Below are 26,045 nucleotides of genomic sequence, written 5' to 3' on the forward strand. Positions count from 1 at the left end.
ATGACCGTTGCCATAAAAAAGCAGCTTGATGAAAGCCTGCGTGATGCACAGTTAGCGCTCTATTTGAACCAGGTCGCGCCCAACAACCCTACGACAAGAAACCTGAAGCTCAAGACGGCCGAGGCGCTTTACGAATACTGGTTGCTCGATGTGCTGGTCAGCCAGGACGTGCCCACCACACCCGTGGCGTGTGCCATCGCCAGCCTGCAGCAATACGTCCATCGCATCCTGATGAACCTGGAACCCGGCTACGACTCGGCAAGCCTGGGCGCCGAGCACCTGAAGACTTGGCGCAACGAGCTGCATCAATACCCCACCTGGGCCGCCCATCAAAAGTTGCTCTATTTCCCGGCGATTTATCTGGACCCATTGCTGAGGGCCAACAAGAGCGACAACTTCCGGCAACTGGAAAACGACCTCAATCAGAACCAGATTCAACCCGATGCGGTCCAGTCCGCGGTCACGGCATACCTGACCCGGTTCGAAGAAGTCGCCAACCTGAACATTCTCACTGGCTACATCGATGGCGAGGACTTTGCCAACAGCACTTACTATTTCATTGCCAAATCACGCTCCGAGAACAGCTATTTCTGGCGTTCGCTGAACATGGCTCAACGCCCAATCAACGGCACGCCACCGCCCTCGCCTGCCACCCCGCCGAAACTTGACCAGCCCGATCCCTACGCCTGGTCGGACTGGGAAAAAGCCAACGTGCCAATTTCCGATAACGCGGTCGAACATTCAATAAGGCCGGTCTGGTTCAACAATCGTTTGTTCGTCGTATGGGCCGAATGCATCCATCAGGATCCATCAGCCACCCGCAATGCTTCTTCACCGTCACAAGCGACCACCCATCATCCGCTATTACGCTTGAGCCTCTGTTTCAAAAAACCGGATGGAAGCTGGAGCACCCCGCGTGTTTGCCTGCAGGGCTATTGCGAGGACAACGCGCTTCGCAGCATGGAGCTGGATGCGATCAAGGCATTGGTCGGCACTGTTGCTGTGCAATACCGCAAGGGTGCGCGCGATGTGTTGTTTCTCGCCTTGTGTGCACGTGAAGCCAGGACCGACTCGCTCAATTCAACCGGCAACCACTTCACGTTCATTAAAACAACGTGCATCGATAAAAACCTCACCCCTGAGCCCGGTAGCTCAGCCACCACGGAACAAGCAGCGAAAGAGCATTATCGCCAGTACAACGCCGATGAAAAAACACTCGTCAGCGCTACGGCGCAACGTATCCAAACCAAAACATCCGCCGAAATCGTCCCCATTGAAGTTGCCCTCCCCGAGAATATGGAAGTCTCCATGTCGGATTTCGATGGGCATCGGCAACGCATTGGCATCGAATCAGTCGACGGGCCATCCCCCTCAACCCTCACGCTGCGTATGAGCGCAATCATCCACCTCGAGCACTACGGGGTTAGAACGTCGTCAAACCGTATGGAAATGCGCTTGAGACTGACAACCGTGCCCTATAAGACGCCTCGACTTCAGTTTGTTTGGGTGCTCCCTGCCCGGAGCTTGCCAGAAACGCCCTATGTAGCCCTTAGCGGGGGTTCGTTTTCTTCAATACACAATGCCCCTTCGAAGTTCCTCGAGCAAAACTACCGGCTGTCATTCGATCATATGACCGATGCGGCCAAGGATAATGAACACTCGCCAGGCATCACGTTAACCAACGACTTTCAAGGGAAATTGATCTCCACCCAGGCAGCGCGGCATCTGATCGCGGCAAGTCGACGTGTGGACCACACCAGCTATGCCGGCAAGGTGCAAAACCTGACCCTGCACGCGAACAATTCCGCCCCGCTGAACCTGGGTGAGACATTCGTTAGTCTGGACGAACCCCTCCTCCTCCAGTACGTGATTTTCCGCCGCCCGGACGCCTCGCACACTCAATCGTTAACCTTTGAAGACCTGACGGTCGTAGCAGAGTCCAGCCCCGCACCGAACCTGGAGAAGTTCCTTGAGTTCACCTGGCGCAGCACAGACCTCGCCAAGCACGGTGACACTTTCCTTTGTGGGGTCGCCTTCGTTCACCCCGAGGAGCCGGAAAAAAAACTCTACTCCGCCCTCAAGGCGATCAAGCTGAAGTTCACTCCGGCACGCCTCCAGCCGCCAACCATTACTCACGTATCGACGCCAGGCCTGGGCGCCAGTCAATCCATCGATTTCGCCGGTTCCGCCATCAACGAAAGCGATGCCCAGAACAAACCGCGCCAGCCCATCAGGTTGAACACCCTATTCGCTCCAGAACTGATCCGTCATACCGAAAACAGCCTGGATGATTTGTTTGATTGGCAGACCCAACATTTGCCGGAACCGGCCTTACCAGGCGTCGTCAGCAACAAGATGGATTTCCACGGCCCATACGGCCGTTACTTCACGGAGCTGTTCCTCTACGTACCGTGGCTGATCGCCCACCGGCTAAACACCGAACAACGATACGACGAAGCCGAACGCTGGCTCCGATATGTCTTCGACCCGAGTCGCGCAAATGAGGGGTGTTGGAGAAGCGTGCCTCTGGTCGACAGCAATATGACGGCCTATCACGACCAGGCCCCCCACGACCCACACCAGATTGCCCTCAGTCATCCGGTGCACTTTCGCAAAGCGCTGTACTTCCTGTACCTCGACATCCTGATCAACCGAGGCGACGCCGCGTATCGCGCGCTGACACCCGATAGCCTCAGTGAGGCCAAGCTATGGTACGTACGGGCGCTGGAGTTATTGGGACCGCGGGCGGTCGTTCAGACACTCGATCAATGGACGAGCATCAGCCTGCAAGCGTTGAGCGAAAGCAGCAATGAAAACCTGCGCGGGTTCGAACGTTTCCTGAGCCAGTCCGACACCCCCCACCCGTTGCGCATTCGTGGTAACCCTTCGCCGTCGTCCTTGCCTGCGATCGATACCCCGTACTTGCGCGTACCGTTCAACCCCGAGCTGCTCAAACGCTGGGACATCACCGAAAGTCGCCTGTACAACCTGCGGCATAACCTCGACATCGTCGGCAAGCCGCTGCATTTGCCGCTGTTCGCTCCGCCGCTGGATCCTCGCGCCTTGCCCGGTGCCAACGCCCTGAACATCGCCGACAGCGCCGCGTCGGGTTTATCGCTCCCACACCTCCCGAACTATCGCTTCATGGTCATGCACAGCCAGGCACAGAGTGCCGTTGAAAGCCTCAGCCAGTTCGGCGCCACGCTGCTATCGCTGATCGAGCGCAAAGAGCAGGCTCAATTGCAGGAACTGCAACAACAGCAAGCCTGGGACCTGGCGAAAATCTCGGTCGACCTGCAACGCCAGGCACTGAAGATCGACCGCCATAACCGCCAGGCGCTGCTGGCCAGCCGTTCTATCGTCGCGGGACGAGCCCATTACTACCAGAATCTGCTGGACAAAGGCGTCAGTGAAGCCGAGAGGCACGCCTGTCGGTTGTACTTGAGAAGTGGCTCAGCGGAACGGGATGCGTCCGACTCCCAGGCCGTAGCAGGCAGCCTAATGATGACCCCTAACATTTTTGGCTTCAGCAATGGCGGCTCCCGTTGGGAAGGTGCGCTGCACGCTGGCGCAGCGATCGCCCAAGGCACCGCCATCAGCGACCGCACGACAGCGGCCCATCTCGAGCGGACGGCACAGTTCCATCGTCGTCGGCAGGAATGGACCCAGGCCCGAGACCAGGCACAGCTCGAACTGGCGCAGGTCGACGCACAACTGGCACATGTTGCCGAGCAGGAAACGGCCACGCGCCTGCAACTTCGCCTGGCGGAATCGAGCCTGGGCCAAGCCAAGACCAACTACGATTTTTTCCGCAAGCGCTTTACCAAAGCGCAACTGTACCAATGGCTCAATAGCCAGTTTGCCGCGCTCTACCGCCAAACCTACGACGCAACAGTGGGTCTTTGCCTGACGGCTGAAGCTTGCTGGCAGTATGAACTGGCGGATGTGAACACGCGTTTCATCCAACCCGACACCTGGAATGCGACCTATCGGGGCCTCGGAATGGGCGAGCAACTGAAGCTGAGCCTGTTGAACATGCAGGCCGAATACTTGCGCCGCAACGAGCGGGATCTGGAAATTCGTAAAACGGTATCGCTGCGTCAACTCAAAAGCAAAACCGCAACCAGCACCATTAACAAGGAATGGGCGCAAATTCACGCCGACCTGTTGCAAGGCCAGTGCGAATTCGAGCTGACCCAAGAGTTGTTCGAGGAAGACTACAAAGATCGGCAGCATTACCTGCGGCGCATCAAGACCATCAGCGTCTCCTTGCCAGCCATCGTCGGCCCTTATGAAAACATTCGGGCCACGCTGACCCAGACCGCCAGCAAGGTGTTCATGTCTCCCGCTGGCCAGTCCGTGGAAAGCCGCTACGCCAACCAGCAAATTGCCCTTTCCACGGGGGTCGACGATAACGGCCTGTTCACCCTCAACTTCAACGATGAGCGCTACCTGCCCTTCGAATACACCGGTGCGGTCTCCACGTGGTGCCTGAACTTCCCCAACCCCGAAGCCCAAAAGGACATGCTGGCGTCACTGACCGACATCATCGTGCAGGTGAACTACACAGCCCGGGCAGGCGGAGGTTCGCGGTGAGTGAACACAGCACAATGCCTGTCAACGCGCCGTCACTGCCCAAGGGCGGCGGCGCCATCCAGAGCATCGGCAAGGGATGGAGCGCCATCGGCGCCCACGGCACGGCGTCCTATGAGATTGCCCTGCCGATTTCCCCGGGGCGCGGCTTTGCCCCCTCCTTGTCGCTGGGGTACGCCAGCTCGGCCGGCAATGGCGTGTTCGGCATCGGCTGGGGGCTGTCGCTGCCCTGTGTGGCGCGATGGACCGCCCAGGGTGTACCGGCCTATACCGAAGAAGACGAGATCATCGGCCCCGGTGCCGTGGTGTGGTTGCCCGAGCGAGATCCGCAAGGTGCCATCCGCTCGACGCGCATCGACCGCTACAACCGTCTGGCGCTGAACAAGACCTACACAGTGATCCGCTACTTTCCGAGAATCGAAAGCCGCTTCGAGCGGATCGAGTATTGGTCGTCGGACAAGGAAACACCGGGTTTCTGGCTCGTACATGATGCCGATGGCAGCCTCCATGTATTCGGAAAAAGCCCTTCGGCGCGTCGAGCAGATCCCCTGGATGCAAGGCGTGTGGGCGAGTGGCTGCTGGAAGAAAGCCTGAACGCCCACGGCGAGCACATCCTTTACCAGTACAAGGCCGACGTCACGGCGCAGCGCTATCTGAGCCGGGTGTGCTATGGCAATTTCAAGGCCGATGCGGACCTCTACCTGTGGGAAGCGGATCGGCTGAAGGCTGTGCAATGGCACTTCGAATTGGTGTTCGACTACGGTGAACGGAGCACGGAATACCAACGGAAGCCGAACTATGAAGGCCACCAATGGCTGGCCCGTGACGACGCGTTTTCCAGCTTCGCCTACGGTTTTGAGTTACGCACCGAACGACTGTGCCGCCAGGTACTGATGTTCCACCGCTTTCCTGATGAATGGGGCGCGGCCCCCGTCCTGGTGCGACGCGTGCTGCTCGATTATCGTCAGACCAGCCTGGGCTATCACCAGCTGACCGCCGCCCACGACCAGGCATTCGGCGACTCGACGACGGCCGATCACCGTCCGCCTGTCGAGTTCAGCTACAGCGAGTTCAAGTTCCCGCTTGAACGCCCCGACTGGCAGCCTTGGCAAAACATGCCGGGGCTCAACAAAAACCAGGGTTTTCAACTGGTGGATCTGTACGGCGAAGGCTTGCCGGGCGTGCTCCATCGAGGCGATGGCGGTTGGTATTACCGCGAACCCATGCGAGCCAAGGCCAACAGCAATGAAGTGGCTTACGGCCAATGGCGGGCGTTGCCCCGCATTCCCGTTGCCGACCCTGCAAAACCATTGCAGCAGTCACTGAGCGACCTCACGGGCGATGGTCGACTGGACTGGATCATCGCCCAGCCGGGGTGGAGCGGTTTTTTCTCCCTCGGTCCCGAGCGCAACTGGTCGGATTTCGCCACGTTCAACGCGTTCCCCGCGGATTTTTTCAATCCACAAGGGCAGCTGGCCGACCTGATGGGCTCGGGCCTCAGCGACCTGGTGTTGATCGGCCCACGCAGCGTTCGCATGTACGCCAATCAACAGGAGATTGGTTTTGCGACAGCCCGCGAAGTGTCTCGCGACGAGGAGCACGATACGCTCCCACTCATCAGCGCGTCGCCCTCCGAGTTGGTGGCATTCAGCGACATGCTCGGCAGTGGCCAACAGCACCTGGTACGCATTCGTCACAACGAAGTGAAGTGCTGGCCAAACCTGGGGCATGGACGTTTCGGCAACGGCATCGTGCTGGGTTCACCGGGCCTGGCATACGAAACCTTCGACGCCTCGCATATTCGTTTGGCGGACCTCGATGGCTCCGGCGCCACCGATCTGATCTACCTGCAAGCGGACCAGGCGCTGATCTTCATGAACCGCGGTGGCAATGGCTTCAGCCCTCCCGTGGCGCTGCCCTGGCCCCAAGGCCTGCACTACGACCGCCTGTGCCAGGTGAGCATCGCCGACCTGCAAGGCCTCGGCTGCTCCAGCCTGGTCCTGAGCCTGCCCCACAGGGGAAACCAACATTGGCGCTACGACTTCGTCAGCGCGAAACCGTATTTACTCACCGGCACAAACAACAATATGGGTGCCGCCAACAGTATCCGCTACCGCAGTTCCGCGCAGGAATGGCTGGACGAAAAAGCCGAAAGAATGGCCGCCGACAGGCCCCTGGCTTGTCATCTGCCATTGGTCGTGCACGTGGTATCGAATCAAACCCAGTTGGACGAGATAACGGGCAATCGGCTGCTCCAGTCCTTCACCTATCGCCAAGGTTATTACGACGGCATCGAACGGGAATTTCGCGGCTTTGGCCTGCTGCTGCAAACCGACGAGCAGGCCAACCCCGGCGATACCGAATCGCCAGGCTTCACGACGCCGTGCCTGACCAAGAACTGGTTTCACACCGGCCAGGCGGTGGACCTGCCCCGTATCGGTTACAGCCACGCGGATCCCATCGCCGTGGCGCCGGGCAAGACCTTGCTGAGCCAATACCTGCCTGAGACCGGGAGCGACACCCTCATTGCCTCGCCCACCACGGCGACCATTCTGGAAATGTCTCGCGCCCTCAGTGGCAACCTACTGCGAAGCGAGGTATTTGGAGTCGACACACGCCAGGGCAGCAGAACGTTGTATTCGGTCCAGGAAAATCGCTATCGCATACGCCTGCTCCAGGCACCCGAGGGCAACCGGCGCCATGCCCGGATGTTGCCGCTACTGCTGGAGTCCATCCACTATCAGTACGAAGGCCTGACTGACGATCCGCAATGCCAGCACACCTTCAATCTGCAGTACGACGCCTATGGCTCGCTGACTCACAGCGTAAACGTCCATTACGCCCGACGAAAAACCCTCGACGATGTTCCGCCGTTCAGTGACGCCGATCAGCAACGCTGGTGGCGCGATGCTCATGATCCAGCGCAACAGTTCCATTACCTGACCGAAACCTGCGCCGAGTACATCCATCTGCCAGCGCCTCAGGGTTGGCGACTGGGCTTGCCGTACCGCCAGCGGACCCATGCGCTGAAGAAACCCAAGGCACCCGAGACCGGCGGGCTGAGCACACGGGACATGACCTATGAAAGGTTCATCGAACTCACCGGGGAAACCGCCTGGATAACCCAAAGCGTTCTGACTGGCCTGTCGGTGCAACGCTACAAGGACGCCTCCACCGCAGAAACCTTGCCGGACGGCGTCGCCCACTTCGAAGCCCTGGGCGCCCACATGGAAACCGCCGAGCTGGACGAAACCGCCTTGAAAGCTTTCCATCTGTTGCCACAACCCTCCCGCCCGAAGGGCAAGCTGCTGGAACGAATCGGCTACCACCGCATGGACGCCTTTCTGCCGGCGACGCCACTGCTCGACAAACTCTGGTCAGTCAAAAGAGATTTTGCGACCTACGCGCCACTGGAAGGCTTCTACAAAATCCAGACCCAACAGGCGAGTGAACACCATGGCGTGACCGCCTTCAGCTACGACAATTACCACTGCTTTATCACCGCATTCAAACTGCCCGATGGCTGTGTCACCCAAGCGCTCTACGATTACCGCTCGCTGCTGCCACGGCGCATTACCGATCCCAACGGCAACGTCCAGGAAGGCCTGGTTGATGCCTTCGGCCAAGTATTGGCCACGACATTCTACGGTACCGAAAACAACACCCCCGTGGGTTTCAAACCCATCGCGCAGTTCAAGCGGCTGTGTTTCGACAGTTCGACAGAAGCGATCGAACAGCGCCAGGACGCCTTGCAGGAGGCCGCCACAGCGCTCTGTTACACGCCCTTCAGCTGGATGGGTTGCGTGTCGAACGCCGCGCTGGCGGACGGCGACTGGCTGGCGCGATGCGTGCTCAACCGAGACCTGCTCCCCAGCGGACATATCCGTGCGTCGGCTCGAACGCGACTGGGGGATCTTCAAACACTCTGCGCCGACGACCTGAAACTGAAGAACGAAATGGATGCCGCAACGCGTGAGCCGGTGCACCTCGCCGCACTGGTGGCCGACCGCTACCCCGATGACGACCAGCAGCAAATCCGCATTGCCATCACCTGCTTCGACGGTTTCGGTCGAACCCTGCAAAGCAAGCAACGGGTCGAGCCGGGCATGGCCTACGTCGTCACATCCCAGGGAGCACTGGCGCTCAAGGACGAAAAACCCATGGAGCAAACAACGGCAACACGCTGGCGTGTCAGCGAACGAGTGGAATACAACAACAAGGGTTTGCCGATCCGCCTCTACCGCCCTTACTTCGCCGATCAGCACCGCTACATCAACGACGAGTCCTTGCGGCAGTTCGGTCATTGCGACCAGCAGTTCTACGATGCATTGGGTCGCCCCACCCGCACGCGCCTGGCCACACAGGCTGGCCTTTCCTATATGCGGCGGCACTCCCGCCATGCCTGGTACACCCTGGACGAGGACGAGAACGACACCCTGGAAGAGGTCATGGCCGAACAAGCACCGGTTATCGGAGGTGAGGCATGAACCCACGCCTTCACCGCAGGACACCGACGCTCAAGGCTGTCGACAGTCGAGGCCTGCCCGTGCGACAGGTCGCTTACTGCCGGCGTAACGCAGAAGAACAATCCCAAGCGCGCATCACCCGCCAACACCACGACACGGCTGGACGCCAGGTTGCGCAGTGGGACCCAAGGCTGTTCGACACAGCAACCGAAGCCAACCTGACGACCGTCTACAGCCTTTCCGGCAAGCCGTTGTTGGTGAACAGTGTCGACGCCGGCTGGCGCCTGAATCTCCCTGGCGCTGCCGGACAGATCGTGCGCAGCTGGGATCAGCGAGGAAACCATTGGCGCACCACTTACGACCAGCAGCTAAGGCCGACCGCCATCCACGAGCAATTGCCAGATCAGGATCCGCGCCGAGTCGAATACCTGCGCTACGGCGACAGCTCGCCGGAATCCGCCGCACGCAACCTTTGCGGCGCCCTGATCCGCCACGATGACAGCGCGGGCAGCCTGCTCGTCGATGAATACGCCCTCTGCGGCAAACCGCTTGGCCAGGCGCGACACTTCCTCGTCGATGCGGCACAACCCGACTGGCCGGCCGAGGAGATCGCCCGCGACAAACTGCTGGAAAAGGGCAACGGCTACGAAACCCGCTGGCGCTACGATGCATTGGCGCACCCTATCCTGCTGGTGGATGCGGCCCGGCACCAACAGCGCTACGGGTTTGATATCGCCGGCCAACTCAAGGTTGTGAGCCTGAAAGTAAAAGACGCTACGACTGAAAAAACCATCCTGAAGGATCTCGTCTACAACGCGTCTGGCCAGGTCGAATCCCAGGTTGCCGGCAACGGCGTCATCAGTCGCGCCGCATTCGATCCGGCCAGCGGCCGACTGATCTCACTCAGCGCGTCGGTGTCTGGCAACACCTTGCAGGATCTGCGCTACACCTACGACGCGGTGGGTAACGTGACGCACATCGAGGATCGGGCCCAACCGGTGCAGTTCGGCAGCAACCAACGGGTCGACGCCACCTGCACGTTCACCTACGACAGCCTTTACCAGTTGAGCAGCGCGACGGGCCGTGAAACGGCGGGGCTGACCAGCAATCCCGAACTTCCCGCCTTCAGCAGGACGCCGTTCGACGCCCGGCAACTGTTCCCGTTTACCGAGCACTACCAGTACGACGCCGGTGGCAACCTGATCGAACTGCGCCATGTCCGCGACCGCAACAACTACACCCGGAAGCTGGAGATAGCCGCCTCCAGCAATCGCCTGCTGTCCTGGAACAAGGCTGAACACTACGATGCCAACGGTAACCCGCAGGTACTCCATCCGGGCCGGGCACTGGAGTGGAATGCCCGCAATCAACTCGCCAGCGTGACGCTGGTGCAGCGCGCAGACGGCCGCCACGACCTTGAGCGCTATGGCTACGACAGCACGGGGCAACGGGTGCGCAAGGTCCAGGTCACCTATGCTTCGGCTGTGACCCATACCCGGGAAGTCCGTTACCTGCCGGGCCTCGAAATCCACACCCGTCAGCACGAACGCCTGGAAGTCATCACCCTGCAGGCCGGCCGTTGCAGCGTGCGGTACTTGCACTGGACCGAAGGCCGCCCAGCCGGCATCGCCGCCAACCAGACACGCTACAGCCTGGACGATCACCTGGGTTCCAGCTCGCTGGAACTCGACGATGAAGGCTGGCTGATCAGCCAGGAAAGCTATCTCCCCTACGGCGGAACCGCTTGGGCTGCGTCCCGATCAGCCGTGGAAGCCGACTACCGGACCCTTCGCTATTCCGGCAAGGAGCGTGACGCCAGCGGCCTGTATTACTACGGGCACCGGTACTACGCACCGTGGTTGCAACGCTGGATCAGTCCCGATCCGGCGGGAGCGGTTGACGGGCTGAACCTGTATTGCATGGTGGGGAACAACCCGATGAGATTTACCGACCCTTCGGGCCTGATGAGGGATGAGGACTTCAAGGAATTCGAAACCTGGGGCCGGGCCCGGTCGCAGGAAATCATGGATTCGGCAAAAGGTGACTATTCCTATCGTTTGATGCCGGATGACTACGATAAAACGTCCGATCAGTTTCTCAATGGCGGGCTCCTGCGCCAGGAGTTTCTTGCTCACTCTTATGGCTACATCAAGACGGAAGAAGTCGGGCTCAGCGACTTCTTCAACCTGCCAAAGCCGCAAGGCAGCATGAGGGGATACAAAGGCGTGGACCGCAACTATGACGGCCGGGCCAGGACCGACACCCCCTCAGAACACTACTTGAACTTTGGCACCTATCGGATCGGCAATGCCGCTGAATACCTGGCCGATTTATCCAGCCGATACGCCGCCGCCAAAAACGACATGTTCCACAATGTGGCCATAGACGAGGACGTCCTGAAGGACGCACCAACGCTAAGCCGGCTGACCGATCAGGTCCATGAACTGCAGCAACCGACTCGAGGCTGGATCGAAACCCATATTGAAAACATGGGTGGGATCATGCCGATACGTGCCGGAGGCCCCGGGACCCATGCCGAAGTCCGGCTGGCGAATTCCGTGGTAGCGCTCTACCCGGACAGGGCGGAAAGGATGCTTTCCGACACCACGATATTCACTGACACCCTGTTCAGGGGTAAAGCCCCAGAACCGTTTCCGGCCTGCATCAATTGCAGCGGCATTCTTCCAGCGCAAATCACGGTGCCGACCGGACGCACCCCCGTCGACTACGCTGGCTACAACGCTCGCGTCCAGCAGATAAACGAGGCACCACGTCCTCGCCAACGAGGCAGCCGGGCGAGAAGATAATGTCAGTCAAACACTGATTGCATTGGTGAACACCAGGCGATTGCCGAACGGATCGACCACCGCCATGTCCTGGCTCCCCCAGGGCATGGCCTGGATATGCGGGCGGGCGAAGGTGTATTGCTTGGCCAGCAACTGCGCCTGGAACGCTTCCAGTTCATCGGTCTCGATCCGCAGCGCCGAGCCCGGCGTGCAATCGCCATGGTGCTCGGACAGGTGCAGTACGCAATCGCCACGGGAGACTTGCAGGTACAGCGGGAAGTCGTCGCCGAAACGATGTTGCCAATCGACGGTAAACCCCAGGAAGTCGACATAGAATACCAACGCCTTGGCTTCATCGAAGATCCGCAGGATCGGAGTGGTTTTACCGAAGCTCATGGGTTGCTCCCTGGCTGAAAAGACCCAGTGTAGATGGGTTGACCCTAGTGCTTCGGCCTGGGTTCCGGGTTCTTTAGTGTCAATACGCCATTATTATGGCGCCAATTAAAACAAATTCAGCCGTCCAGCCCGTCCTCAGGCGCTATCCAATGGGCTGAATCCCTGGCGCAGATCGCCTTCGCGCGCCAGAAACCGACCTGCTCTGCGCCCATTCGCTCGCCCCTCGCCATAACTCAGGACACCGTTGACCCACACCCCGTCGATGCCTTCGGCGGCCCGTTGCGGCGCTTTGAAATCAGCCACGTCGCGAACGGTTTGCGGGTTGAACAACACCAGGTCCGCCCAGTGTCCTTCACGAATTTCACCACGGTCCTTCAGGCCGAAGCGCGCCGCCGACAGACCGGTCATCTTGTGCACGGCGGTGTGCAGCGGAAAAAGCCCGACGTCACGACTGAAATGTCCCAGCACCCGTGGGAAAGCGCCCCACAAGCGCGGATGGGGAAACGGATCGTCGGGCAAACCGTCGGAACCCACCATGGACAGCGGATGGGCGAGGATTCGTCTTACGTCGCCTTCGTCCATGCCGTAGTACACCGCCCCAGCCGGTTGCAGACGACGTGCGGCGTCCAGCAGCGAGACGTCCCATTCGTGGGCAATATCGGCGAGGTCGCGACCGCCCATGCCCGGGTGGGGTGTCGACCAGGTGATGGTGATGCGATGGGCATCAGTCACTTGCTTGAGATCCAGCGTCGAGGAGCTCGCCGCGTAGGGATAGCAGTCGCAGCCGACCGGATGGGTTTTGGCCGCATTTTCCAGCGCCGCCAGCACCTGCGGACTGCGTCCCCAGTTACCGGCGCCCGCGCATTTGAGGTGGGAAATAATCACCGGGCTCTTGGCGCGACGGCCAATCTGGAACGCCTCATCCATGGCCTCGAGCACCGGTTCGAATTCGCTGCGCAGGTGGGTGGTGTAGATCGCGCCGAAGGCCTGCAACTCTTCGCTCAGTTGCATGACTTCGTCGGTGGACGCCGAAAACGCATTGGCATAGGCCAGGCCGGTGGACAGGCCGAGCGCACCGGCTTCCAGGCTTTCGCGCAGTTGCCCACGCATGGCCGCGATTTCTCCCGCGCTGGCGCTGCGCAACAAATCCTCCATGTGGTTGCTGCGCAGGGCTGTGTGGCCCACCAATGCGGCGACGTTGACGGCAGGCGTGGCCGTTTCCACCGCGGCCCGATAATCAGCGAAGCGTGGGTAGGCGAACGCTTGCGCGGTGCCGAGCAGGTTCATCGGGTCCGGCGGATCGCCGCGCAGACTGACCGGTGCAGCGCTGATGCCGCAATTGCCGACGATCACCGTGGTCACGCCCTGGCTGAGCTTGGGCAGCATCTGCGGTTGGCGGATGACCACAGTGTCGTCGTGAGTGTGCACATCGATGAAGCCCGGCGCCAGCACACGGCCAGCGGCGTCGATTTCTTCAATCGCCCGGGCATCGTCCAGGTTGCCGATGCGCTCGATGCGCCCGGCGCGAATCCCTACGTCGGCGTTGTAGCCCGGGGTATCGCGGCCATCAATGACCAGCGCGTTGCGGATAAGGGTGTCGTATTGCATGTCAGTCTCCCAACGGCAAGTGATCATCGCCGCCGCGGTAATCGTCCAGGGCGAGCTTGACCCGCCGCAGGCGCTCTTGATTGTCTTCGGGGTGAGCCAACGCCAGCTCGGTGGCGAGCACGTCGATGGCCAGCAGCATGCCGTAGCGCGCCGCCGTGGGTTTGTAGATGAACGAGGTCTCGGCGCCTTGCAGGGGCAGTACCACATCGGCCAGTCGGGCGAGGGGCGAGTCGGCTCGGGTGATGGCCAGGATCGGCGCGCCGTAACTGCGGGCCAGCTCCACCGCACCGAGCAATTCCGGGGTGATACCGGTGAGCGAGCAGGCGATGACCAGGTGTTCTGCACTCAACGAAGTGGCGGTGATGCGCATCATCACCGGATCGCGGCAGGCGGCAATCGGGTAGCCGAAACGCACTAGCCGTACCTGCAACTCTTCACCGCACAACGCCGACCAGCCACCGAGACCGAATGCATGAACCATCCGCGCCTTGCCGATCATCCGCACGGCATCGCTGAACCGTGATTCTTCGAACGCCGACAGATGCTGACGCAGGGTCGCCTCGATATCGCCGACGATCTGTCCATAAAACGCCGACTGCTCAGGCGCTCCGGCCGGGTCGAGAAAGCGGCTGCCGACACCGCTGGCCTGGGCCAGTTGCAAGCGCAGGTCGCGAAGATCGCGGCAACCGACGGTGCGGGCGAAGCGCGACAGTGTGGCGCTGCTGACTTCGGCGCGCAGGGCCAGTTCATCCAGGCTGGCGGAAGCGGCAAATCCTACGTCGTCGAGCATCAGCCGGGCGATTCTGCCTTCGCCGGCGCTGAAGGAGTCCTGGCGGGAGCGGATCTGGTAAAGGATGTCCATGGCGCCTCCTGTGGAGTTACGGTGCGCTCAGAACAAGCGCGAAAGCCCGAGGGTCAAGGCGAACGCGACCACGGAGATCAGCGTTTCCAATACCGTCCAGGTCTTGAAGGTTTGGGCAACGGTCATATTGAAGTATTCCTTGATCAGCCAGAAGCCGCCGTCGTTGACGTGGGAAAAGATCACCGAACCGGCCCCGGTGGCCAGCACTAGCAATTCGGGATGGGGATAACCCAGGCCGATCGCCACGGGCGCGACGATGCCTGAGGCCGTGGTCATCGCCACAGTGGCCGAGCCAGTGGCGACGCGCATCAGGGCAGCGAACAACCAGCCCATGACCAATGGCGACAACTGGAATTCCTGGGCCAGGCCGACAATCTGCTGGGTGACCCCGGCGTCCACCAGGATCCGGTTCAAACCACCGCCAGCACCCACCAATAAGGTGATGCTGGCCGTCGGTGCCAGGCATTCGTTGGTGAACTTGAGGATCGACTCGCGGTTGAAACCCTGGGCCAGGCCGAGGGTCCAGAAGCTCAGGACGGTCGCCAGCAACAAGGCGATCACCGAGTTGCCGATGAACAGCAAAAACTGGTTGAAACCGCTTCCCGGCGTGGAGATCAGGTTGGCCCAGCCGCCGATCAGCATCAGGATCACTGGCAGCAGGACAGTCCCCAGGGTCACGCCGAAACCCGGCAGGTTCGCGCGGGGCTCGCGGTCGAGAAATTGCCGCTCCAACGGGTTTTCAGCCGGCAGCTGGATGCGTGGCACGATGAATTTGGCGTACAGGGGACCGGCGATGATCGCGGTGGGGATGCCAATCAGGATCGCGTACAACAACGTCTGCCCCACCGAGGCCTGGAACGCCTGCACCGCCAGCATCGCCGCCGGGTGCGGAGGGACAAGTGCGTGGACCACCGAAAGCCCGGCGACCATCGGCAACCCCACCATCAGGATCGACACGCCCACGCGCCGTGCGATGGTGAACGCGATGGGCACCAGCAACACGAACCCGACCTCGAAGAACAACGGCAGCCCGACCAGGAAGGCAATGCACACCATCGCCCAGTGGGCGTTGCGCTCGCCGAAGCGTTCAATCAGCGTCTGCGCCATCCGCTCGGCCCCGCCGGACTCGGCCATCATCTTGCCGAGCATCGTGCCCAGTGCCACCACCAGCGCGATGTGCCCCAGCGTCTTGCCGACACCGGCCTCATACGCCCCCACCACACCCGAGGGCGGCATCCCGGCCAGCAGTGCCAGGCCAATGGACACCAGGGTAATCACAATGAACGGATTGAGCCGATAACGGGCGATCAGCACGATCAGCGCAATGATCGCGATGGCCGCGTAGACCAATAGCCAATAACCGAAAGCAGGGGCCATGCGTTACTCCTCGAATGGGGTCACGTCGATGTGTTGTGAAACTCATAAATCATTTCGACGGAGAATCTTCAAACCCACTGAAAGTAATTTTCGTACACAGACAAGAAATGTCGCTGAGGGACATCGCGACACGGCACTGATGAAAATTCAGCGCAAGACTTTCATTGCCTTTGTGGCGAGGGAGCTTGCTCCCGCTGGGCTGCGCAGCAGCCCCAACTTCATCAACACAATGACCAACGGCTGGCCGCCCCGCCCTCAATTCCGTACCATCCGCAGCTGTTTTTGCATCACGCCCCGGTAGCCGACGCTCAACCGGGGCCCAGTCAGGTAAATCATGAAACCAGCACGTCTTCGCGCCGACGCCCTCGCCGGCCTCACCACGTCTTTCGCCTTGCTTCCCGAATGCATCGCCTTCGCCCTGGTAGCCCACCTCAATCCGCTGATGGGGCTCTACGGCGCGTTCATCATCTGCACGCTGACCGCCCTGTTCGGCGGACGGCCAGGCATGGTGTCGGGCGCGGCGGGCTCGATGGCAGTGGTGATCATCGCGCTGGTGGTGCAACACGGCGTGCAGTACCTGCTGGCCACCGTGCTGTTGGGCGGGCTGATCATGATGGCCTTCGGGCTGTTGCGGTTGGGCAAGCTGGTGCGCATGGTCCCGCACCCGGTGATGCTCGGCTTCGTCAACGGCCTGGCGATTGTCATTGCGCTGGCCCAACTGGAGCATTTCAAGCAGGGTGAAACCTGGCTCAGCGGCGATCCGCTGTATCTGATGGCCGGCCTGGTGGCGCTGACCATGGCCATCGTCTACCTGCTACCACGCCTGACCCGCAGCGTGCCGCCGGCCCTGGTGGCGATCCTCGGTGTCGGCCTGGCGGTCTACCTGCTCGGCCTGCCCACCCGAACGCTGGGCGACATGGCCCATATCGCCGGCAGCTTGCCTGCCTTCGCCTGGCCCGATCTTCCCTGGAACCTGGAGACCCTGCAGATCGTCGTGCCCTACGCGGTGATCATGGCGATGGTCGGTTTGCTGGAAACCCTGCTGACCCTGAACCTCACCGACGAAATCACCCAGAGCCGCGGTTATCCGGACCGTGAATGCGTGGCGCTGGGCGCCGCCAACATCGCCTCCGGGCTGTTCGGCGGCATGGGCGGCTGCGCCATGATCGGCCAGACGGTAATCAACCTCAGCTCGGGTGGGCGCGGACGGTTATCGGGCGTGGTGGCCGGGGTGATGGTGTTGCTGTTCGTGTTGTTCCTGTCGCCGTTGATCGAGCGCATCCCGCTGGCTGCGCTGGTGGGCGTGATGTTCGTGGTTGCGCAGCAGACCTTCGCCTGGGCCTCGCTGCGGGTGATCAACAAGGTGCCGAAGAATGATGTGTTGGTGATCATCGCGGTGACCGTCATCACGGTGTTCACCGACCTGGCCGTGGCTGTGCTCTGCGGGATCATCATCGCGGCGCTCAACTTCGCCTGGCAACAGGCGCGGGAGCTGTACGCCGACACGCATCAGGAAGCCGACGGCAGCAAACTCTATCGCTTGCACGGCACGCTGTTCTTCGCCTCGACGACACCGTTTCTCAACCAGTTCGACCCGGCCAACGACCCGGCCCTGGTGACCCTCGATTGCCGCCACTTGCGCTTCGTCGACTACTCGGCCGTCGCCGCACTCAAGACCTTGCGCGAGCGCTACAGCAAAGCCGGCAAGCACTTGCGTGTGTTCCACCTGTCCGAGCGTTGCAAGCAAATGCTCAAGCGCGCGGGCGTGCAGCACGACTGAAGCAACACGCAACAAAAACCTGTGGGAGCGAGCCTGCTTGCTCCCACAAGGGGGCTTATTCTGCTGGCACTACCGGCGTCACTCACACCATCTCATCAAGAATCCACTCCACCACCGACGTTCGCTTCGGCGTCCAACCCAGCAGCTCATGGGCGTTCTTGCCCCGCACCCGGCTGTTGGAACCCAGGCCATAGTTGGCCATTTCGTAGCCCCACTCGGCTTCGGCATCGGCCAACGGCCAGTCCTGCGGTTCGCCCAGGTTCAGCGCTCGGGCCATAGCGGTGGTCATGTCGATGAACGAAGCTTCGCCGCTTTCGACGAAGTAGAACGTGCCTGGCTGGTTACGGGTCAAGGCGAGTTTGTATAACTCGACCACGTCCTCGATGTGCACGTTGGACCAGATGTTCTGCCCAGGCCCGACATGCCGCACCACCCCGCTTTTACGGGCCTGCTTGAGCAGCCGTGGCAACTGCACGCTGTCACGCTTGACCCCCAGGCTGTGGCCATAGATCAAGGTGTTGCAGATCACCGCCGAGTTCACGCCGTGTTTCGCCGCGTCCAGGACCAGATTATCGATAGCGACACGGGCGGCCTTGTCGGCGGTGGGGGGCGGCAGGTTGTCTTCGTAGAAGATGGCCTCGCTGGAACGACCGCCCGAAGCATCGCCGACGATGCTCGAACCGCTGGTGTGCAGCAACACTTTGTTCGACCCCTTGAGTCCTTCGATCAAGGCCTCTGCCGCACCGCGATGATCGCTGCTGGCGGCATTGATCACCGCGTCGGCGGCACGTGCCTGTTCGCTGAGCAGCGCGCTGTCTTCGAGGGTGCCGATGACCGGCTTGATACCCAGTGCAGTCAGCTCGCTCGCCTGTTCGGCGCTGCGCACCAGACCGGTGACGTGATGCCCGGCGCGGGCCAGGCCGGTGGCGATGGAGCCGCCGATGAAACCGGCAGCGCCAGTGACGAATACGTTCATGAAAGAACTCCTTGGCAGATCAGTGATGGGACGAGTATCGGGGACCGATCCTTGGCGAAACAGTCCACATTGCCCAAATCACTCTTGCCTTGAAGTCACGAATCAGCCCTTGAATTCCCGCGAGGCGTAGTCGGCGAGCTTGCCCTGGATGAAGTCCAGGAAGCACTGGATCCGCAAGGCCAGTTGCGAGTTGCGGTAGTACACGGCATTGATCGGCTGGCGATACCCGCTGTTGGCATCGGCCAGCAGCACCTTCAGCCGACCGGCCTGGATGTCTTCGCGGGTCATGAAGTCCGACAGGCAGGCGATGCCCTGCCCTTGCAGCGCCAGGTGCCGCACAGTCTCGCCGCTGGACGCGCTGATGGCTGGCTGGATCGGCCAACGATCACCGTGTACGTGACGCAGCGGCCACTGGTTGAGGCCCTCGTTCTGGGCAAACCCCAGCAGCGCGTGACCGGCCAGCTCGGCGACGCTTGACGGCGTGCCGTGCTGCTTCAGATAAGCGGGGCTGGCCAGGATGTGCAACGGGCTACAGCCCAGGGCGCGGGCATGGAGCGTCGAGTCCGTGAGGGTGCCGATGCGGATGGCGATGTCGGTGCTTTGCTCCAGCAAATCGATGATCAGGTCGTTGCTGTTGAGTTCGAGCTGGATGTCCGGGTAGAGCCTGCGGAATTCTTCGATGTGCGGGACGATGGCGTGCAGCATGAACGGCGACGCAGCGTTGATCCGTAAGCGCCCTGCAGGATTTTTCTGACGGGACGACAAACGCTCCTCCAACTGATCCATCTGATCGAGGATGCCCTTGGCCTGTTCGAAGAAGTACTTGCCCTCCTCGGTCAGGTCCATGCGTCGGGTGGTGCGGTTGATCAGCGTGGTGTCGAGCTTTGCCTCCAGCCGCGACAACGTGCGGCTGACCGCCGACGGCGTCTGCCCGACCTGCTCGGCGGCGGCAGAGATCGATCCGCATTCGATCACGCAGACGAAAATCTGCAATTCGTCGGATCTGGCTTTCACGGGTGTCCTCTCATGGGATGCAACTCAATGTGACAGGCTTTTGTGGCGAGGGAGCTTGCTCCCGCTCGGGCGCGCAGCGACCGCCTTTTTTGGGGCGGCTAGGCAGCCCAGCGGGAGCAAGCTCCCTCGCCACATAAGATGCCTCGCCACAGATGCATCATCGTCTTCAGGTAGGTCCCGATACTAGCCGGATTACCGCGAAAGGCCGAACACCTCGCGCAAATGCTGCTCATACCGCGCGACATCGGCCTCGACGTTCGGACGTTTCATCACGTCCACGCACAGGAAGGTCGGCAGGCCGGTCATGCCCAGGAACTGGTTGGCTTTGTGGAATGGAAAGTACACCGCGTCCACGCCCGTGGCTTCGAAGAAATCAGTCGGATCGTCGAAGGCTTGCTGCGGGGCATTCCAGGTCAAGGACAACATGTATTGCTTGCCTTGCAACAGGCCACCGCTGCCGTATTTCTGCGACGCATCGGAACGGGTCCGGCCGTCGCTGGCGTAGAGGCTGCCGTGGCCTTCTGTGAAGACTTCGTCGATGTATTTCTTCACGGTCCACGGCGCGCCCATCCACCAACCCGGCATCTGGTAAACGATCACGTCGGCCCAAAGGAACTTGGCGACTTCCTCCTTGATGTCGTAGCCGCCGTCAATGAAGGTGGTTTTCACATCAACACCGCCACGGTCCAACACACTGACCGCCGTGTCGTGGAGGGTGGCGTTGTAGCGACCGTCGGAATGAGCGAATTGTTTGCCGCCGTTGAGCAACAGGACTTTTTTCATGGAGAGCCTCATCGGGTACCACGGCACGGGCCACTGCATGGCCGCGGGGTGGAAAGATTGAAAACGATGGCGGCAGCGTACCGATGAGCCTCGCGCGGAATAAGCACCGGCACGGCAAAACTGATTTGACCAAAACGCACGAATCAACAGCCGATTATTGCCATAGGATTCAGCCGACTTTCATTTCAGGAGGCACCTGATGAGCGAATTGCACGGTTTCATCCTTCACGCCAAGACCCGTCCGGAAAAAGCCGAGGCCTTCGAAGCGCTGTTTCGCGCCTATGTCGAGCCAAGCCGCGCCGAGCCCGGCTGCATCGAATATCACATGTTGCGGGACCAGCAAGACCCGACGCTGTTTATCTTCTATGAGATCTGGGCCTCCCAGGCGCACCTGGATGTGCACTCGAACCTGCCACACATGAAGCAGTTCTTCGAGCAGCGCATGGATTACCTGGAGCGCGACTTCGAAATCCGCCGCATCGACATGCTGAGTGCGTCCTCGGCTAGCCGTTGATCATCAAGTGGCCCCCGAGCGCGCCGAGGCCGATGAAAAATACCCGTTTGAACAACACGGCGCTGATCCGCTGACGCAACCATTGCCCCAGCCACATCCCCAGCAGCGCCGGTGCCAACGCCAGCAACGAAGCGCTCAATTCGCCCCCGCCCAGTGCGCCGCGCCACACCAGGCCGGCGGCCAGGGCCAGGGTAGAAACGGTGAAAGACAGGCCCAGGGCTTGCACCAGTTCATCCTTGCTCAAGCCCAACGCTTGCAGATAGGGCACCGCCGGAATGACGAACACACCGGTGGCGGACGTGATGAGGCCGGTCAGCAACCCACAAAGCGGGGCGATCCACGGCTCGACATGGGCGCCGACCCGCAGCGTTGGCAGCAACAGCCCGCTCAGCGCATACAGCACCAGCGCCCCACCCAAGGCCCGCACCACCCAGGCCCCACCCGTCATACCGAGCCACAGCGTACCAAGCCCGGTGCCGATGAAAATCGTCAGCAGCAGTGGCCACAGGCGGCGGAGCAGGGCTTGCAGATGACCACCAAATGCCAATTGCCAGAAATTGGTCAGGGTCGCCGGGATGATGAGCAGCGCCGCAGCCTGCGTCGGAGCCATAGCCAGCCCAAGCAAGCCCATGGCGATGGTCGGCAGGCCGAGGCCGATCACGCCCTTGATGGTTCCGGCCAGCAGGAAGGTGCCGATGACCAGCAGGGAAAGGGCCAGACCGAGATTTTGATAGAAAGCGATGAGTGTGTTCATAGGGGTATCGTGCGCCCCGGAACATGGCTTGGAAATCTGCCATATACTGAGGGTGCCTCTCTTTCCGCAAGAGGCTGTGAACTCACTGATGCTCGCGATGACGATAAACCAGGCGCCACAGCACTTGAGACAGGATCCCCGCCCATGCACTTCGACCTCACCGACCTGCGTCTCTACCTGAACATCCTCGACACCGGCAACATCACCGCCGGTGCGGCTCGCAGCCATTTGTCCCTGGCCGCGGCCAGTGCGCGGGTCCGGGCCATGGAAGCTTCCCTGGGCATCGACCTGCTTGAGCGCGGACGGCGTGGGGTAACGCCCACTCCCGCAGGCAAAGCCCTGGCCGAGCACGCCCGAATCCTTCTGCAACAGGCCGAACGCCTGCAACAGGACCTGGCCGAATACGCCAAAGGCATCAAGGGCCGGGTGCGGCTGCTGTGCAACACCAGCGCCATGACCGAATACCTGCCCGAGCTGCTGGCCGATTTTCTCCAGGCCCATCCCAACCTCGACATTGACCTGCAGGAATTGCCCAGCTCACGGATCACCCATGCGCTGCGCCAAGGCGCGGCAGACCTCGGTATCGTTTCCGACGCAGTGGACACCGAGGGGCTTCAGACCTGGCCTTTTCGCGACGATCCGCTGGTATTGATCCTACCGACCGGACACCCCCTGGCTGACGGTCGCGCCGTACGTTTCAGCGAAACCCTCAGCCACGATTATGTCGGGCTGAACGCCTCCAGTGCCCTGGCGATTCACCTGGAAGAACAGGCCCTGCACATCGGCTCACGTATGCAAGTCCGCATTCGCGCCGATGGTTTCGACGGGCTGATTCGTATGGTGGCCCATGGTGCAGGCATTGCCATCGTGCCGAAGGCTGCCATCGACCGGCGCCCACCCGAGCCATCGTATCAATGCATCCCGCTGCAAGAAGCCTGGGCGCACCGGGCGTTGCTGCTGTGCGCCCGCAACTTCGACGGTTTGCCGGCCTACGCCACGGCCCTGGCTCGGCATCTGGCCGATTGATGCGCGCTTCTGGATAGCCCGATGTCGACCACAGACATCTACCCGCTCATGCCGCACGTTAGGGTGCCTGTTCTCTTCCGCCCCTTTCGGAGCTCACATGACCGCACCCATCACCGTCCTGCGCGACACCCATCCGCTGCCCGTACTCGATGCCTGCAAATGGGAAAAACTCGAAGGCGACCCGCACACCGTCAACCTCAACGCCTACACCAGCGAAGACGGCAGCAAGATCATGGGCACCTGGATCTGCACACCCGGCAAATGGTATGTGGAATACGTGAAGTGGGAGTACTGCCATTTCCAGGAAGGCTACTGCATCATCACCCCAGAGGGCATGGAGCCGATCCATCTGCGCGCTGGTGACATCTTCGTCATCGAGCCGGGCATGAAAGGCACGTGGGAAGTGGTCGAGACCGTGCGCAAATATTTCGTCTTTGCCTGAAACAAAAAACCGAGAGACCACCTGTGGCGAGGGAGCTTGCTCCCGCTCGGCTGCGCAGCAGCCGCGTTTCAAGAGGTGCTTCGCACCTCAGCGGGAGCAAGCTCCCTCGCCACAAAAGCTTTGAAACCAGCCCCTACTGCGGCTTGCGATAGCTATTAACAATCGCCGAAAAATCCTTGCCGCCCTCGCCCCGCTGGCTCATCGCCTGATACAACTGCTGCGCCACCGCCCCCAGCACCACAGGCTGATGGACCTGCCGCGCGGCTTCGGTGGCCAGGCCCAGGTCCTTGAGCATCAGGTCGGCGCCAAAGCCACCCGTATAGCCACGGGACGCCGGTGCCGTGTCGATCACGCCCGGCCACGGATTGTAAGTGTCCGAACTCCAGCAACGCCCCGTTGAACTGTTGATGATGCCGGCCAACACCTGGGTGTCGATCCCCAAGGCATCGCCCAGCGCCATGGCTTCGCTGACGCCCACCATGGAAATCCCCAGCAGCAGGTTGTTGCAGATCTTGGCAATCTGCCCGGTGCCGACTTCGCCACAGTGCACGATGTTACGGCCCATTTGCGCCAGCACCGGTTGCAAGGTGGCGAACAACTCGGCCGAGGCACCGACCATGAAAGTCAACGTACCCGCCGCCGCACCACCGGTACCACCCGAGACCGGCGCATCGGCCATCGCCACCCCTTGTTTCGCCGCGGCAGCCGCCACGTCGCGGGCGGTTTGTGGATCGATGGTGCTGCAATCCACCGCTGGCGTGCCGGCAGCGATACCAGCCAGCACGCCGTCTTCACCCAGCCAGACACTGCGCACATGGGCGGCGGCCGGCAGCATGGTGATCACCAGAGCAGCGCCCTGGGCCGCGTCGCGAGGCGAGGCACTGATCGTGCCGCCCAATGCCGCCAGTTCAGCCAGCACCGTCTGGTTCAGGTCGAACAGGTTCAGCGAATGGCCAGCCTTGAGCAGGTTGCGCGCCATGGGGGCGCCCATGTTGCCCAGGCCGATAAATGCGATGTTCATGTCCGGCTCCTTAACGCAAATTGATGGTGGTGTTCACACCGTCATTGACGCTGTCATCATCGAACCAGCGCGCGGTCACGGTCTTGGTCTGAGTGTAGAACTGCACCACTTGTTTGCCGTACGGGCCGAGGTCGCCGAGTTTCGAACCACGGGAACCGGTGAAGCTGAAGAACGGCACCGGCACCGGGATCGGGATGTTGATGCCCACCTGGCCGACGTCGATTTCGCTCTGGAATTTGCGTGCCGCCGCGCCGCTCTGGGTGAACAGGCCGGTGCCGTTGCCGAATGGGTTGGCGTTGACCAGGGCAATCGCCTGATCCAGGGTGTCGACTTCCAGCACCACCAGCACCGGGCCGAAGATTTCCTCGGTGTAGATGCGCATCTCGGTGGTCACGCCGGAAAACAGGGTCGGACCGACAAAATTGCCCTGCTCGAAACCCGGCACGCTGATCCCACGCCCATCGAGCTCCAGCTTCGCCCCTTGCTGCACGCCACTCTCGATCAATTCGAGGATCCGTGCCTTGGCGCGCTTGGAAATCACCGGGCCGACGTCAGTGCCCGGCTCGCTGCCGGCATTGACCTTGAGTTTCTGTGCCAGGGCCTTGAGCTCTGGCAACCACTGCTTGGCCGCGCCCACCAGCACCACCACGGAAGTGGCCATGCAACGCTGGCCCGCCGCGCCGAAACCGGCGCCGACCAGGGCGTTGAGGGCCTGCTCACGATTGGCATCGGGCAATACCACCGCGTGGTTCTTGGCGCCCATCATCGACTGCACGCGCTTGCCGTGGCGACCCGCCAGGTCATACACGTGGGTGCCGACCGCCGTCGAACCGACGAAGGAAACCGCCTTGATGTCCTTGTGGGTGCAGAGCGCATCCACCACATCCTTGCCGCCGTGCACCACGTTGAGCACACCCGCCGGGACGCCGGCCTCGATGGCCAGTTCCACCAACAGCATGGTCGACAGCGGATCCTGTTCCGATGGCTTGAGCACAAAGGTGTTGCCGCAGGCGATGGCCATCGGGAACATCCACAGCGGAATCATCGCCGGGAAGTTGAACGGTGTAATACCCGCACACACCCCGATCGGCTGGCGCAGCGTGTAGGTGTCCACGCCTCCGGCGACGTTCTCGGCGAACTCGCCCATCTGCAGGGTGCCGATGGAACAGGCGTGCTCGACCACTTCCAGGCCGCGGAAAATATCACCCTCGGCGTCAGCGATGGTCTTGCCCTGTTCGGCGCTGAGCACCGCGGCGATGCGCTTTGAATGCTCGCGGATCAACGCCTGGAGCTTGAGCATGATGCGCATCCGCGCGCCGATGGGGGTCAGTTTCCAGGTCTGGAAAGCACGCTGGGCAGCGGCGATGGCAGCATCGACTTCCGAGGCCGTGGCGAACGGAACCTTTGCCAACACTTGCTGGGTGGCTGGGTTGACGATGTCGTGCCATTCGCTGGATTGGGATTCGACCCACTCGCCATCGATCAGCAGTCTGACGGTTTGCAGGGTGGTGTCGCTGGGCGTAAGGGAAACGTTCATGCTGGCCTCCGGGATTGTTCTTATAGAGAGCGCTGCTTCAGCAAAGACCAAGGTGCATGAGCACGCATGGTGATGAGACTGTTTTTGGAGTATAGATGTGCAAACTTCTA

Annotated in this window: 17 protein-coding genes; 7 read left to right on the top strand and 10 right to left on the bottom strand. The window is 61.2% G+C overall.

Features of this window, described 5'->3' with window-relative positions:
- The 3 genes from BLU76_RS21970 to BLU76_RS21980 are packed head-to-tail and all read left to right on the top strand — an operon-like array spanning position 1 to position 11,866.
- A complete protein-coding gene (locus BLU76_RS21970) occupies positions 1–4,596 on the top strand; it encodes a Tc toxin subunit A-related protein (protein WP_092224419.1) in 4,596 nt (1,531 codons plus the stop codon).
- Positions 4,593–9,080 carry a SpvB/TcaC N-terminal domain-containing protein gene (locus BLU76_RS21975; protein WP_092224421.1) on the top strand — a complete coding sequence of 1,496 codons (4,488 nt, stop codon included), beginning with the start codon at positions 4,593–4,595 and terminating at the stop codon, positions 9,078–9,080. Before BLU76_RS21970 ends, BLU76_RS21975 begins: the two co-directional genes overlap by 4 nt.
- Positions 9,077–11,866, top strand: a complete 2,790-nt coding sequence (locus BLU76_RS21980; RefSeq protein WP_092224423.1) for an RHS repeat-associated core domain-containing protein — start codon at positions 9,077–9,079, stop codon at positions 11,864–11,866. Before BLU76_RS21975 ends, BLU76_RS21980 begins: the two co-directional genes overlap by 4 nt.
- Before the next feature lie 6 nt (positions 11,867–11,872).
- Here BLU76_RS21980 and BLU76_RS21985 read toward each other — a convergent pair whose 3' ends face one another.
- From BLU76_RS21985 to BLU76_RS22000, 4 genes are all read right to left on the bottom strand, one after another.
- On the bottom strand, positions 11,873–12,241 hold the full coding sequence (locus BLU76_RS21985) for a glyoxalase superfamily protein (RefSeq protein WP_092146235.1): 369 nt from the start codon (positions 12,239–12,241) through the stop codon (positions 11,873–11,875).
- Positions 12,242–12,376: 135 nt separating this feature from the next.
- Complete coding sequence (locus BLU76_RS21990; RefSeq protein WP_092224425.1) at positions 12,377–13,849, bottom strand: N-acyl-D-amino-acid deacylase family protein; 1,473 nt, start codon at positions 13,847–13,849, stop codon at positions 12,377–12,379.
- A 1-nt stretch (position 13,850) separates the two neighbouring features.
- Positions 13,851–14,711, bottom strand: a complete 861-nt coding sequence (locus tag BLU76_RS21995; RefSeq protein ID WP_092146237.1) for a MurR/RpiR family transcriptional regulator — start codon at positions 14,709–14,711, stop codon at positions 13,851–13,853.
- A gap of 27 nt (positions 14,712–14,738) precedes the next feature.
- Entirely contained in the window at positions 14,739–16,088 is a 1,350-nt protein-coding gene (locus tag BLU76_RS22000) for a GntT/GntP/DsdX family permease (RefSeq protein WP_092224427.1), read from the bottom strand.
- A gap of 334 nt (positions 16,089–16,422) precedes the next feature.
- Between BLU76_RS22000 and BLU76_RS22005 the strand changes: the two genes are divergently transcribed.
- Positions 16,423–17,868, top strand: a complete 1,446-nt coding sequence (locus tag BLU76_RS22005) for a SulP family inorganic anion transporter (RefSeq protein WP_063323059.1) — start codon at positions 16,423–16,425, stop codon at positions 17,866–17,868.
- An 82-nt stretch (positions 17,869–17,950) separates the two neighbouring features.
- Here BLU76_RS22005 and BLU76_RS22010 read toward each other — a convergent pair whose 3' ends face one another.
- The 3 genes from BLU76_RS22010 to BLU76_RS22020 form a co-directional block, all read right to left on the bottom strand.
- Positions 17,951–18,844 (bottom strand): NAD-dependent epimerase/dehydratase family protein, encoded by an 894-nt coding sequence (locus tag BLU76_RS22010; protein ID WP_092224429.1) that lies wholly within the window; start codon positions 18,842–18,844, stop codon positions 17,951–17,953.
- Positions 18,845–18,946: 102 nt separating this feature from the next.
- The gene (locus BLU76_RS22015) at positions 18,947–19,858 is read right to left on the bottom strand and encodes a LysR family transcriptional regulator (protein WP_063323061.1); all 912 of its coding nucleotides are present in this window, start codon (positions 19,856–19,858) and stop codon (positions 18,947–18,949) included.
- 192 nt (positions 19,859–20,050) lie between these two features.
- Positions 20,051–20,641, bottom strand: coding sequence for an NADPH:quinone oxidoreductase MdaB (locus BLU76_RS22020; RefSeq protein WP_063323062.1), 591 nt, complete (start codon positions 20,639–20,641; stop codon positions 20,051–20,053).
- A 199-nt stretch (positions 20,642–20,840) separates the two neighbouring features.
- Between BLU76_RS22020 and BLU76_RS22025 the strand changes: the two genes are divergently transcribed.
- Positions 20,841–21,155, top strand: coding sequence for a putative quinol monooxygenase (locus BLU76_RS22025; protein ID WP_063323063.1), 315 nt, complete (start codon positions 20,841–20,843; stop codon positions 21,153–21,155).
- Here the strand turns inward: BLU76_RS22025 and BLU76_RS22030 are convergent.
- Positions 21,145–21,909, bottom strand: a complete 765-nt coding sequence (locus BLU76_RS22030; RefSeq protein WP_092224431.1) for a sulfite exporter TauE/SafE family protein — start codon at positions 21,907–21,909, stop codon at positions 21,145–21,147. The two genes, BLU76_RS22025 and BLU76_RS22030, sit on opposite strands and share 11 nt — an antisense overlap.
- Positions 21,910–22,053: 144 nt before the next feature.
- Here BLU76_RS22030 and BLU76_RS22035 point away from each other — a divergent pair, with 144 nt between their 5' ends.
- On the top strand, positions 22,054–22,935 hold the full coding sequence (locus BLU76_RS22035) for a LysR substrate-binding domain-containing protein (protein ID WP_063323065.1): 882 nt from the start codon (positions 22,054–22,056) through the stop codon (positions 22,933–22,935).
- Between the two features lie 97 nt (positions 22,936–23,032).
- Positions 23,033–23,377, top strand: coding sequence for a cupin domain-containing protein (locus BLU76_RS22040; protein ID WP_024781087.1), 345 nt, complete (start codon positions 23,033–23,035; stop codon positions 23,375–23,377).
- A 133-nt stretch (positions 23,378–23,510) separates the two neighbouring features.
- Here the strand turns inward: BLU76_RS22040 and mmsB are convergent, their stop codons facing one another.
- Positions 23,511–24,398: a 3-hydroxyisobutyrate dehydrogenase gene (gene mmsB, locus BLU76_RS22045; RefSeq protein ID WP_092146243.1), complete on the bottom strand. Its 888-nt coding sequence runs from the start codon at positions 24,396–24,398 to the stop codon at positions 23,511–23,513.
- A gap of 10 nt (positions 24,399–24,408) precedes the next feature.
- Complete coding sequence (locus tag BLU76_RS22050; protein WP_072340863.1) at positions 24,409–25,935, bottom strand: CoA-acylating methylmalonate-semialdehyde dehydrogenase; 1,527 nt, start codon at positions 25,933–25,935, stop codon at positions 24,409–24,411.
- Positions 25,936–26,045: the final 110 nt, after the last annotated feature.

The sequence above is a fragment of the Pseudomonas sp. NFACC08-1 genome (genome assembly GCF_900106735.1).
In the GTDB taxonomy this organism is placed as follows: Bacteria; Pseudomonadota; Gammaproteobacteria; order Pseudomonadales; family Pseudomonadaceae; genus Aquipseudomonas; species Aquipseudomonas fluorescens_Q.